The 12,351-nt window shown below is 45.5% G+C and carries 11 protein-coding genes and 1 CRISPR repeat array; of the genes, 10 read left to right on the forward strand and 1 reads right to left on the reverse strand.

The annotated features are described in order from the left end of the window. Positions 1 to 490 precede the first annotated feature (490 nt). The 10 genes from HMPREF9439_RS11245 to HMPREF9439_RS11285 all read left to right on the forward strand — a co-directional run bounded on the left by HMPREF9439_RS11245 (position 491) and on the right by HMPREF9439_RS11285 (position 11,470). Positions 491 to 3,211, forward strand: coding sequence for a CRISPR-associated helicase/endonuclease Cas3 (locus HMPREF9439_RS11245; RefSeq protein WP_008864955.1), 2,721 nt, complete (start codon positions 491 to 493; stop codon positions 3,209 to 3,211). Then, positions 3,212 to 4,723: a type I-E CRISPR-associated protein Cse1/CasA gene (gene casA / locus HMPREF9439_RS11250; RefSeq protein ID WP_008864956.1), complete on the forward strand. Its 1,512-nt coding sequence runs from the start codon at positions 3,212 to 3,214 to the stop codon at positions 4,721 to 4,723. Further along, on the forward strand, positions 4,720 to 5,271 hold the full coding sequence (gene casB, locus HMPREF9439_RS11255) for a type I-E CRISPR-associated protein Cse2/CasB (RefSeq protein WP_008864957.1): 552 nt from the start codon (positions 4,720 to 4,722) through the stop codon (positions 5,269 to 5,271). The genes casA and casB overlap by 4 nt, the downstream gene beginning before the upstream one ends. 17 nt (positions 5,272 to 5,288) lie before the next feature. Beyond that, a complete protein-coding gene (gene cas7e / locus HMPREF9439_RS11260) occupies positions 5,289 to 6,341 on the forward strand; it encodes a type I-E CRISPR-associated protein Cas7/Cse4/CasC (RefSeq protein WP_008864958.1) in 1,053 nt (350 codons plus the stop codon). A 7-nt stretch (positions 6,342 to 6,348) separates the two neighbouring features. Further along, the gene (gene cas5e / locus HMPREF9439_RS11265; RefSeq protein WP_008864959.1) at positions 6,349 to 7,098 is read left to right on the forward strand and encodes a type I-E CRISPR-associated protein Cas5/CasD; all 750 of its coding nucleotides are present in this window, start codon (positions 6,349 to 6,351) and stop codon (positions 7,096 to 7,098) included. Beyond that, the gene (cas6e, locus tag HMPREF9439_RS11270; protein ID WP_008864960.1) at positions 7,080 to 7,724 is read left to right on the forward strand and encodes a type I-E CRISPR-associated protein Cas6/Cse3/CasE; all 645 of its coding nucleotides are present in this window, start codon (positions 7,080 to 7,082) and stop codon (positions 7,722 to 7,724) included. Before cas5e ends, cas6e begins: the two co-directional genes overlap by 19 nt. A gap of 20 nt (positions 7,725 to 7,744) precedes the next feature. Then, on the forward strand, positions 7,745 to 8,638 hold the full coding sequence (gene cas1e, locus HMPREF9439_RS11275; protein ID WP_008864961.1) for a type I-E CRISPR-associated endonuclease Cas1e: 894 nt from the start codon (positions 7,745 to 7,747) through the stop codon (positions 8,636 to 8,638). Between the two features lie 5 nt (positions 8,639 to 8,643). Next, entirely contained in the window at positions 8,644 to 8,925 is a 282-nt protein-coding gene (gene cas2e, locus HMPREF9439_RS11280; protein ID WP_367882962.1) for a type I-E CRISPR-associated endoribonuclease Cas2e, read from the forward strand. Between the two features lie 77 nt (positions 8,926 to 9,002). Then, positions 9,003 to 9,398: a CRISPR direct-repeat array (repeat unit 29 nt; unit sequence GAGTTCCCCGCGTAAGCGGGGATGAACCG). 51 nt (positions 9,399 to 9,449) lie between these two features. Further along, positions 9,450 to 9,593, forward strand: a complete 144-nt coding sequence (locus HMPREF9439_RS13685; RefSeq protein WP_270208577.1) for a hypothetical protein — start codon at positions 9,450 to 9,452, stop codon at positions 9,591 to 9,593. A 500-nt stretch (positions 9,594 to 10,093) separates the two neighbouring features. Then, positions 10,094 to 11,470, forward strand: coding sequence for a DEAD/DEAH box helicase (locus HMPREF9439_RS11285; RefSeq protein ID WP_008811711.1), 1,377 nt, complete (start codon positions 10,094 to 10,096; stop codon positions 11,468 to 11,470). Here the strand turns inward: HMPREF9439_RS11285 and gluQRS are convergent. Beyond that, complete coding sequence (gene gluQRS, locus HMPREF9439_RS11290) at positions 11,467 to 12,333, reverse strand: tRNA glutamyl-Q(34) synthetase GluQRS (protein WP_008811712.1); 867 nt, start codon at positions 12,331 to 12,333, stop codon at positions 11,467 to 11,469. The genes HMPREF9439_RS11285 and gluQRS overlap by 4 nt on opposite strands. Between the last annotated feature and the right edge of the window lie 18 nt (positions 12,334 to 12,351).

Genomic DNA, 12,351 nt, shown 5'->3' on the forward strand with positions numbered 1-12,351 from the left:
GATTTTTCTAGTAGGTCCAGTCGTAGGCTTAATAGTGAAGATCGTGGCGGAAGTGATCAAAAAAGCAGTCTATGAAAAAATCCTCTCAAAGGACGGAGTTCCGTTAATAAATAACCGCTTTTCTTGTCTTTTATTGTCAACTTGATATTTAGAAATTGTCGGTTATCTCAACCAGTTGCGAAATCTCGAATTTCTTACCCTGCGGACAGGTTCATAACCAAATAAAAAATTAAAGAGAGGTTAACCATCTCTTTTATGTTGAAATTTTCGACTACTTAATGATCCTAATCCTATCAAAATGAAATAGTCAATTTTCTCAAGGATTTCTTCAGGTTGTGAACACCCCAAAAATTTGGAATTTTTATCTAGGTAAAAAATGATTACCCTTTAAGCCGACAACCTAACTTTCAAAATAATGAAAGTTTCTTGCATGTTTTCGATGTAATAAAGTGTAATACGATGTCGTAAGAACAATTACCCTTTTGATTTTATGCGCTACTGGGCAAAATATAGAAAAGACCACATCTCGGGAGTTGGGCGGATTCATTTACTCCCTTGCCACCTACTCGATGTGGCAGCCGTCGGTTATTTGATGGTAACCAATAATTTGTTTGGAGCTGCTGATACTCTCAAACAAGTTGGTCTGGAAGGAGAAAGCGGAGCGCAGTTTTTTGCTTGGCTTCTTAGTTCTCATGACATAGGAAAGTTTGCTTGCTCGTTTCAAAGGGAGGTTTGGGTAGGCGGTCAGGAAGATTGCCGTGAACTTGTCTGCCAGAATTTTAGGCACGATGTTTTGGGTTACGCTTTCTGGAGAGAGATTTTTGAAGAGCCTGAGAAATTAGAAAAAGTTTTGCCAAAGTCCGAGTTGGGTACAGGAAGAAAAGCTGGAATCCTAGACATTTGGATATCTGTTACAACAGGACATCATGGTGTTCCTCCTAAACTGAAAGAAAATCTAAATAATTTCACTTCTCAAAATAAGAAAGACGCATTCCAATATTTAGAAGAGGCATTGAAACTTTTTCCCTTAGCGGAAATCCCAGTTTGTTTTAAACAAAAGGAGGTTAGGCATAGGACTAAGTATTACTCCTGGGTAATCTCCGGATTGGTAGTTCTTTGCAATTGGATCGGCTCTAACGAGAAATTCTTTCAATGGGTTGATGAGGAATTTCCGCTTAAGGTGTATTGGGAAAAGGCTCTGTCAGAAGCTGAACGTGCCTTGGCTATTCTTCCACCTTCACCCAAGGTTTCAGAGTTTCAAAATATCCGATCTCTATTTCCTTATATCCACACACCCTCTCCTCTGCAAGAGGTATCAACGGAAATTCAACTCAACAAAATCGGAGCCCAATTGTTTATTTTGGAAGATTTGACAGGGTCGGGGAAAACAGAGGCTGCATTAACATTGGCTAAGAGACTGATGAGCAGTGGGAGGGCGAATGGGATTTTTTATGCTCTTCCAACCATGGCGACGGCAAATGCTATGTACTCCAGGTTGGTTGATGTTCTGAGTAAATTGTACTTACCCGGCTCAAAACCGAGCCTCATTCTCGCTCATAGCCGCAGCCGGTTAATGGAAGGCTTTACCAGCAAAATATGGGATAACCTGTTAAAAGGTTCCTCAGAGTTTAACAACGAAACTCCTGTTTACGCAGGTTGTGCGAGTTGGTTTGCCGAAAGCAGCAAAAAGGCGCTTTTGGCGGATGTAGGCGTCGGCACGATCGATCAAGCCCTGATGGGTGTCTTGCAGTTTCGGCATAACAACTTAAGGCTTTTGGGGCTGGAGAAAAAGGTATTTATTGTCGACGAGGTTCACGCCTACGACGCGTACATGGGTAAAGAGTTAGAGCAGTTAATTAGTGTCTTGGCTTATTACGGTGCCCCGATAATTCTGCTGTCGGCGACCATGTCTCAGACGCAAAGGACCCAATATTTATCTGCTTTTCAATCTGTCTTGTCAGTCGAACCGTCAAAAGATTCGGATGTTGAGACGTTAAGCTATCCCTTATTTACAAAGGCCGATTCGAACGGTATTGAATCGATACCTGTTCTCTCGAATCGCCCGAGAAATATCGATGTTTCATGGCTCTCCTCAGAGAAACAGTGCATCGAATACATTATCGAGAAGGCATCTTCAGGCAAAAGCGTGGTTTGGATTCGGAATACCATTGATGATGCTCTACGGGCGTTTCGATCATTACTTTCTTCTAAAAAAATTGATCCGGAAAAAATCCTACTTTTCCACAGTAGATTCGCATTTAGCGACAGACAGAGAATCGAAGAGCAGGCGGTGTCAGAACTAGGCAAACGCAGCTCTTCTGAACGAGCGGGGAAAATCGTCATCGCAACTCAGGTCATCGAACAGTCACTGGACATAGATGCTGATGAGTTGATTTCGGACTTGGCTCCGATAGACCTGCTGGTACAAAGGTCAGGCCGTCTGCACCGGCATAATCGAGATGCTTCTGGGAGAGTAAAGGATACTGGAGCGGATGAGAGGGGAACTCCGGTTCTTCATATTTTGGCCCCTAGATGGGCGGAATCTCCCCAACAAGATTGGTATTCGGCAATGTTTCATGCAGGTGCCTACGTTTATCCGAATCATGCGCGACTTTGGTTAACTCAGAAAGTCTTGAGAGAACAAGGAACTATCCAGCTCCCAGATAATGCACGGCTTTTGATTGAATCCGTCTACGGTAATGGCTTAGATATTCCTAGTGGATTACAAGATAGCGCACTCGAAGACCGTGGTAAAGAATACTCCGCTAGGTCAATGGCAAAAAATAATTTAATCGTTTTCTCGGCGGGCTATTCATCGGTGAGCTTCCAGGAAGATCTGAGCTCTGCTGATTGGAATTCAGGCGTTTCGGATGACATTGACGATAGCTATTTCGCGGGTGATGTTTCTACCCGACTGGCATCAGAGTCAGTTAACATATGGCTGGCACAGAATACGAATGGAAAAATTATCCCCTATTCAGGAGGAGACGGTCCGGAGGCGTGGGAGTCGAGCAGACTATCCGTTCGGAGAGGCTGGTGGGAGAAAAACAAAAATGCCTGCATTGGTCTGTCTGAAGACTGCTTGGAGGACTGGTGCAGAGAACATAAAAAAAATAAGGACTATTCCCTTGTACTCCTCGTCGAGGAGAATTGCGATTTTTATACGGACAGAGAAGGGCTTGTCGGAAACAACAAAAAACAGGAGGAGTAATTGACGCAAATATCACTAATATCAGAGCAATGGATACCGGTCCGAGACAGGAAAGGTGTCGTCAGAAAAATCTCACCTCTTGAAATATTAGACGAAGAGATTGTGGACATTGCGGCTGAGAGGGCCGATTTTCAAACAGCACTGTGGCAGTTTTTAATTGGCCTCATCCAAACAACCCTGGCGCCGGAGGATGAAGACGCGTGGTTTGATATCTGGGAAGAAGGATTAGAAAAAGCGGATCTAGCTAAGGCATTTTCTAAGGTCGGGCCGGCGTTTATTTTTGGTCCCCAGAGCCCTTCATTCATGCAGGATTTTGACCAGCTGGAAGGAGAAGCGGTTCCTCTGGCCGCGCTTCTTCCGGAATCTCCGGGTGAGAACACCATAAAACATAATAAAGACTTTTTTATTAAGCGCGGAGAAAAAAGATTTTGTCCTCATTGTGCAGCAATGGCTCTATTTTCTTTGCAGTTAAATGCTCCCTCTGGAGGACAAGGGTATCGTACCGGCCTTCGCGGAGGCGGTCCGCTTACCACTCTAATTGAACTTCACAGTTACAAAGGCGACCGAAATGTTCCTCTTTGGCGCAAGTTATGGGCCAATGTTATGCCGGAGTTTGAGTCGAATCTGCCCGTACCTAAAGAATTTGATGCGGCGGTTTTTCCTTGGATGGGAAAAACAAGGACCAGCAAAGCTAAAGGGAGCGAGACGACTCCGGAACAAGTTAATCCTCTTCAGGCATACTGGGGAATGCCTCGCCGAGTACGGATCGATTTTGAGGATCTGGAAGAAGGGAGGTGTGATTTTTGCGGAGAAGAAAGTGATCAGCTGCTTTCAAAAATGAAAGTACAAAACTACGGGATCAACTATTCTGGTTGGGTTCATCCCCTGACACCCTACAGATGTAAGTTAAAAACTCCCGGAGAGTTAAATTCCGTAAAGCTTCAGCCGGGCGGCTTGGTTTGGAAGGATTGGCTCGGTTTAAATGAGGAAACAACCCGCAAGGATACAAAAGAAATTCCTGCGCTGGTTGTGGAAACTTTCAAACATCACATTGGTACTGAAACAAAACACGGCCTTTGGGGATTCGGGTACGACTTCGACAACATGAAAGTACGATGCTGGTATGAGCATCATCTTCCCCAATTATTGTCAAAAGAAATGCAGTCTTCCTTACAGGTTGCTCAAGACAAGGCTGCACGGACTCTTCTTGGGCTGAAAAGAGCATTCAGTAAATTAAATCGTGAGTGTTCTTATTTGGACGTTGAGTTTTGGAATCTTACTCAAAATCTGTTTTTAGGTTTGATTAGGGAACTAGACGAGAAAAACTCCGACTCAGAATCACTCAGCGCTTTTATAAAAAACATAAATCGATTTGCACTGATTTTTTTTGATGACAGAACTTTTTCCTCTCAGATGAATCCAAAAGATTACAAAGAGTGTTCGGAAGCAAGAAAAAATTTATTGGCGAGTCTTTATGCCAAATCAAGATCTACTCCTAAGGAGGCGAAATGAGCTTTATTCGAGGAACCGAGTATGCCAATAAGCTGAACAGCTGGCATAACAATTTGGAAGAAGATCGGCAGCAGAGAGCTAGTTTGCGTAGATGCTCTTCGCTGCTGGATGTTTACACATCCTCAGGATTCCGGGATTTGCTATTTAAGTTAAAACCTCTGTGGGAAGGAAAAGCCGCTTGGCGTTTTACGGCTCTGGCTATCATTGCCGGCGTTGTGTCTCATGTATCGGAAAATGATCCCACCCTCTCATTTGCCGAACGGATGGCTCAGAAGAATGGCGGAGCACCCGTAATGAGCGAGCTGCGTTTTCGCCGACTATTAGCAGTCAGAACAGAAGAGGGGTTGTTTAGAGAGTTAAGACGAGCCGTAAAGCTTGCTGATGGCAGACTAAACATAGTTTCGCTGGCAGACGATGTTTTTAGGTGGTGCGCTGATAATCAAATGTTGGCTTTCAACAAAGGTCAAGATATTCGCCCAACAGATTTAATCCAGGTTCGCTGGAGTTTAGATTATTACGGCGCGTCAGATGACAACAATCAAGAGTAATTTTTAAGGAGAGAACAATGTCCAACTTTATTCAACTTCATTTCTTAACAGCCTTTCCCGCGGCTAATCTCAATCGAGACGATACTGGAGCTCCTAAAACTGTGATGTTTGGCGGTGCTACTCGACTTAGAATTTCCTCTCAGAGTCTGAAGCGCGCCTGGCGAACCTCTGAAGTCTTCTCCGAGCAATTGAAAAAACACATCGGAATCAGAACTTGCCGAATTGCCACTGAAGCCGCAAAGATTATGATGGACGGGGGTGTTGATCAGAAAACAGCTGTCAAGTGGGCAGCTGAGATTGCCAACAAACTAGGCAAAGCAAAAAAGGATAAGGATTCCAGTTCACTTGTAAATACAGAAACAGAGCAACTCGTCCATATTAGCCCTGAGGAGATGGAAAAAGTTAGGGTTCTTGCAAAGCGTCTTTCTGAAGAAAAGAGGGAACCAACTGAAGAGGAATTAGCCATCTTCCAAAATAAGAACCATGCTGTGGATATCGCTTTGTTCGGAAGAATGCTGGCAAGCTCGCCTAAATTTAATGTAGAAGCTGCTTGCCAAGTGGCTCATGCGATTGGAGTATCCGCTTCTGTTATTGAAGACGATTTTTTTACAGCGATCGATGATTTGAAGCAAGAGGCTGATGATGCAGGGGCCGGACACTTAGGCGAAACAGCATTTGGATCTGCTGTTTTTTACAACTATATCTGTTTAGATTTCGATTTGCTCGTTAAGAATCTTGACGGAGACGAACCTCTGGCCAAAAAAGCGGTTATTGCCTTGGTAGAAGCGGCGTTAACAACTCCTCCCACCGGCAAGCAGAATAGCTTCGGCAGCAGAGGTTATGCCCTTTGGGCGCTCGCTGAAAAAGGGGAATTCCAGCCTCGTTCCTTGGCTGCTGCTGTTTGCCATCCCATCTCCGGAAATAACATGATCTCAGATGCGATCACAAGGTTGGAGACATTCCGAGAAAATTTGAACTCTGTTTATGGACAGCAAACCGCTTTCAGGAAATTTGATGTCACAAAACCGTCGGGATCTATGTCCGAATTGCTTGAATTCGTTGGTCAGTGAGCGAGTTATGGATCAATTTCTGATATTTCAACTATTCGGGCCAATGGCGTCGTGGGGAGAGTGTGCTCCGGGCGGAGTTAGGCAAACGCTGGGTATTCCCACAAAATCAGCATTGCTGGGAATTCTTGAGGGTGCTGTGGGCATTACGAGAGATCGGGAGAAAATGCATGGGGCCTTTGCAGCAAACTATGAGTTTGTAATTTGCGGAAGTGAAAACCCCGTTTGGGCTCAGGATTTTCATACTGTCCAGGTTCCTAAAGAAAATAAGAAGATTCTTTATTTAACTCGTAAAGAGGAACTCTCTAACCCTGAACAGCTCGAGACGATACTCTCTACTCGAGATTATCTAAGCGACTCTTGGTGGCTTGTAGCTGTTAAAGCCAAGCCACAGGCACCCTATTCGCTAGAGGAACTTAAAGAGTATATGGAGCGTCCGACGTTCACACCGTATTTGGGCCGGAAGAGCAATCCTTCAGGTTTGCCCTTTTGCCCTCAGATTATGAGCGGAGATCTCAAAGGTGTCTTAGGGAGCTGCTCTAAAAAATTTAAGGAGAAATTAAATTCGGTGGGCCTCAATCTTCCGGAACTCCAGACAGATGGCTATTGGGAGAGAGAGTGTCAAGATCTCAAACCGAAATTTATTATTAGAAGAAGAGACGTACCGCTTAGCCGCACTAAATGGTTGTTTGAGGAAAGAACCATTAATTACGGAGAAGTGTTAAACAGGGAGGATTCGCAATGTACTACTCCAGAATAACCCTTGACCTTGCGAAATTACCTCCGGGACGCCTAAAGGAATTAATAACGAAAGGGAGCTACGCTCTTCACCAGTGGGTATGGCTGCTCTTCACGGATGACGAAACAAGGAAATTCCTTTTCCGAGAAGAAGAGGGGCAGGGCTTCTTAAGATTCTATGTTCTTTCTGAAAATGCTCCTACGAAGAACGATCTATTCCAGATAGAGACAAAAGAATTTAAACCAAAGCTTAGAAAAGGGGATCGCCTTATTTTTTCTTTGAGGGCCAATCCTACGGTTTGTCGAAAAGGCAGAAGATACGACCTATTTATGGACTTAAAGAAGAGGGTACCCCAGCTTGAAAGGCAGGATCTCCTAATACTTCAACAGGCAGAAGCAGCGGAATGGTTAAAAAGGCAAGGGACAGGAGCAGGCTTTTCCCTAATTTCATCAAATGTGGAGAGTTATCAAGGGAAGTGTGTGTATGGGAAAAACGGAGACCGAATCACATTCTCTATCATGGATTTTTCCGGAGTTTTAGAGATTTGTGATCCTGAGAAATTTCTAAGAAAACTCCTGATCGGCTTTGGGAAGGAGAAAGCTTTCGGGTGTGGTCTCATGCTGATTAGAAGGCAGGTGGCCTGGTGATTCCTCCTCTTGGACCGATCATGCTCAAGGACCGTATTTCGATGATTTTTTTGAGATACGGTCATCTAGATGTGATAGACGGAGCATTTGTACTGGTTGACCAGAACGGAGTCCGAACGCATATTCCAGTTGGATCTGTGGCTTGCATCATGCTGGAGCCGGGTACGCGCGTTTCCCATGCTGCGGTCAAGTTAGCCTCTGTAGTTGGAACTCTTCTCGTTTGGGTCGGGGAAGCTGGTGTTCGTCTGTATTCATCCGGTCAACCGGGAGGTGCCAGATCTGATAAATTGCTGTATCAAGCGCGCCTGGCTTTGGATAAGGAACTTAGGCTCAGGGTTGTTCAAAGAATGTACGAGTTACGCTTTAAGGAACGGCCTGATAAAAATCTATCCGTCCAACAATTGATGGGCATAGAAGGCTTCAGAGTTAAAGAAACCTATAGGCTCCTGGCACAGAAGTATAGGGTGACTTGGCATGGCCGTCGTTATGATCCTAAAGATTGGGAAAAAGGTGATATCGCGAATCGCTGTATCAGTGCTGCAACCTCCTGTTTGTACGGCATAACAGAAGCTGCAGTTTTGGCGGCAGGCTATGCGCCGGCAATCGGTTTTATTCACAGCGGTAAACCTCTATCGTTTGTGTATGACATCGCAGATATCATCAAGTTTGACGCCATAGTTCCAAAAGCATTTGAGATAGCGGCGCAGAAGCCTCCCGAACCGGACAGAGTTGTTCGACTGGCCTGCAGAGATATCTTTAGAAGGACCAAACTGACTGAACGAATCATTCCCATGATCGAAAATGTTTTGGCTGCGGGAGGAATCGAGCCTCCTAAACCTGATAAAGATATGTGGGCACCGGCGATTCCTGAACCTGATACGCTCGGAGACCCAGGTCATAGAGGAAAAGGCTAATGACAATGGTGGTCGTAGTTACAGAGAACGTTCCTCCAAGGTTAAGAGGCAGATTAGCGATCTGGCTGTTGGAAGTTCGAGCTGGTGTATACGTGGGAGCTGTTTCTAGGAGAGTGAGAGAAATGATTTGGAATCAAATGACGCTCCTCTGTGAGGATGGGAACGTCGTCATGGCATGGGCGACGAACAATGAAACTGGATTTGATTTTCTAACCTTTGGTAAAAATAGACGAATCCCGGTTGAGATGGACGGTCTTCGCTTGGTTTCGTTTATACCGTCGTCTTAATTCGTTAGTTAATGCTCTTTAAAAATTTCGATTAAATGCCTAAAGTATGAATAGACGGATTTATACCGTCTTTAAGTGAGTTCCCCGCGTAAGCGGGGATGAACCGTCTTTTAAATCGTCCTTCATATCCGTACCCTGGAGTTCCCCGCGTAAGCGGGGATGAACCGCTATGTACTGTCCCTCAGTGAGTTTGCAAGTAAGAGTTCCCCGCGTAAGCGGGGATGAACCGGGCTGGAGGATGGCTAAATGAAAACACTACAGGAGTTCCCCGCGTAAGCGGGGATGAACCGACGTGTACTCAGTAACTTTTTTACGTTCATACGAGTTCCCCGCGCAAGCGGGGATGAACCGGCACAAGCCCGCACGAATATCGGAGCCGCCAAGAGTTCCCCGCGTAAGCTGGGATGAACCGGTCAGCAACGTAACCTAGACGATCTAAATCCTGAGTTCCCCGCGCAAGCGGGGATGAACCGTCCAACTGGACAATGGCCCACGACGGCTTAGAGAGTTCCCCGCAAGCGGGGATGAACCGACTGATTGATGTTGAAAATCCAACAGCTATGCGAGTTCCCTGCGCAAGCGAGGGCGGACCGATGGATTGGGTCATCGATCATCTCGATGTCAAAGAGTTCCCCACAAGCGGGGATGGACCGTGGATTCAGCAATAATTCAAGAAGACCTCCGCTTCTTTCCTCATTATGTTATTGGAGGGGTTGATCGAAAAAACAATTTCTTCTTTCCCTTTACTGCTGAGTTGTACACGTACATGGAAGTGAACCGTAATGATGGATTTTTCAACGGTTTAATTTCAAGTACTAGATGAACCGTAGTCACTTACTGTCTTAGATATTGTTGTTGGAAATCCTTCTGCGAAAAGAGTCGGAATTGATAGAAACTATCTTTCTATTCGTATTAATTCACTATCATCTCCAAAGCCTTTTAGGCTTCTCTTTCTAATTCGAAAAAGAAGGTTTTGCTCAAGAATTTAGTGCGCTAAAAGTATTAATAAAATCACAATATTGATTAAAGAACATACCTTCTATCAGCCAGATGGCTTTGAAGGATGAAAGCTCATCACCCATTGTGCCTATTCATGGTCGAGCACAATAAGCGCAAGTTCTAGAGTTGTAGAATGTTTCTTTTGGGATTTTTTTGAAAAAATAGATAAATGGCAGAATGTCAAAATTTTGAACAGTTTGGATTAGCCCCGAATTTGCTTTCCGCAATTAAACGAATGGGATATACAAAGCCGACCGCGATCCAATGTAAGGCAATCCCAGTCGTTCTTCAAGGACGCGACGTTATGGGAGCGGCCCAGACCGGAACTGGCAAAACCGCTAGTTTTGGACTTCCTGTCCTTCAAAAACTTTTGCCATTAGCAAATACAAGCACATCTCCGGCGCGTCATCCTGTACGAGTTTTGATTCTATCTCCGACAAGAGAGTTGGCAGATCAAACAGCAGAGGCACTTTCAAATTACGCAGCTGATACACCCATCCGAATTGGCGTTGTTTATGGCGGGGTGGATATCAAACCTCAAGCTGAGGCATTAAGGAAGGGCGTGGAGATTTTGATCGCGACACCCGGACGCTTATTGGATCATCTCGAGCAGAGAAACACTAATCTTAATCAGAGCGGCATTGTCATTTTGGATGAAGCCGACCGTATGTTGGATATGGGCTTTCTGCCGGACATCTCCAGGATCCTGAATGCGCTTCCCAAAAAGCGCCAGAATCTGATGTTCTCAGCTACGTTCTCTCCGGAAATTAAGAAGTTAGCCGGAAATTTCTTGACTGATCCTGTTGTTATCGAGGTGGCTCGCCAAAACGCGACCGCAGCTACCATTAAACAGGAGGTCTTCTCTGTTAACGAGCTTCAAAAAACGGATGCTTTAGTGGAACTTCTGAAAACCCGCGGAGAAGACCCCGATGGCAAACCGCTCCAGACAATCGTATTCGTCAATGCAAAATTGACGGCGCGTAGACTTGCACGTGAATTAGAAAAATGTGGATTCAATGCTGATGCAATTCATGGAGACAAAACCCAAGAAGAGCGCTTGAAGCTGTTGAAAGATTTCAAGGATGGAACCTTAAATATCATGGTGGCGACGGATGTCGCAGCCCGCGGTTTGGACATTGCCGAGCTGCCGCTCGTGATTAATTACGACGTTCCATTTGTTCCTGAGGACTATGTTCATCGAATTGGCAGAACAGGTCGCGCAGGAAGTTCGGGCCTGGCATTGATGCTGGTTACAGACAAAGATAAGAAGAGTTTTGATGCGATTCGCAAGCTGACGAGGGTAAATTTAATCCCGCAGGAGCTTGATCCTGAACCTCGCAAGAGAGCAAGATTTCCACGAAAGTTTTCCTCAAGTACAGATGCTTGGAAAGCTCCTCGCAAGCCGGAGGATCCATTTTTCTCACGGCCCTATGTACCAGGTCGTTCTTCTGGAAAGAAACCCGCCCCACAAAATTTCTCAAGATCTGTCTCTGGGGAGAAGAGAGAAGTTGCAGTTCTGTTAGGTGGAACAGGCCGCAGAAACTAGGCTTTAATTTGGAATCTCGTTCTCCAACGCTTAACTGCCTCTGAATAAAACTCGTCGAGAGTATCGAAAGCAAAAGGTTTGAATCCTAGGTGAGTCCAGGCACGTGCGGCTTCTTCTTCGGGCTTGCTTCGATCAATCGCTGGGGCCAATGTCTGTTTAGAGAGCTTGTTCCCCTTCTTGTCTAGTACGAGCGGGATGTGCATGTACCCTGGTGTAGTTAAACCTAATGCTATCTGAAGCAAAATTTGTCGCGGCGTGTTGTCTATCAAGTCAGCACCGCGGACAACGTGTGTCACGCCCTGGAATCCGTCATCGACGACAACGGCGAGTTGATAGGCCCAGAGTCCGTCGGCTCTCCGAATAACAAAATCGCCGATTTCTCTCAAAACGTTCTGTTTAAACGTACCTTGCCATCTGTCATTGAAAGAGATGAAACCGTCGTCTACAAGAAAGCGCCACGCACGAATCGGTGCACCGCCTGTTCCATGGCGACAAGTTCCGGGATAGGCGCCCTGTGGCAAGCCGGCAGCTAAGCAGGCGGCTTCGATTCTTTTGCGAGTGCAAGCACACCCATAGGCCAGACCTTTACCGATTAAAAAGTTGAGGGCCTGTTGATAGGCCTCAATTCGAGTTGACTGTCTGAGAATTGGACGATCTGAGTGTAGCTTGAACGCTTCGATGGTTTCGAGCTGATCCTCTGCTGCCCACGCAGGTTCACGAGGCGGATCAATGTCCTCGACGCGAATAATCCACGTTCCTCTATGAGCTTTAGCATCGAGATAACTTGCTAAAAGGCATGCCAAACTTCCGGCGTGTAGATGGCCGGTTGGGGATGGTGCAAAGCGTCCGATGTAATGACTCAAAAAAAATCTCCTCAAACT

This window comes from Parasutterella excrementihominis YIT 11859 (assembly GCF_000205025.1).
Lineage (GTDB): Bacteria > Pseudomonadota > Gammaproteobacteria > Burkholderiales > Burkholderiaceae_F > Parasutterella > Parasutterella excrementihominis.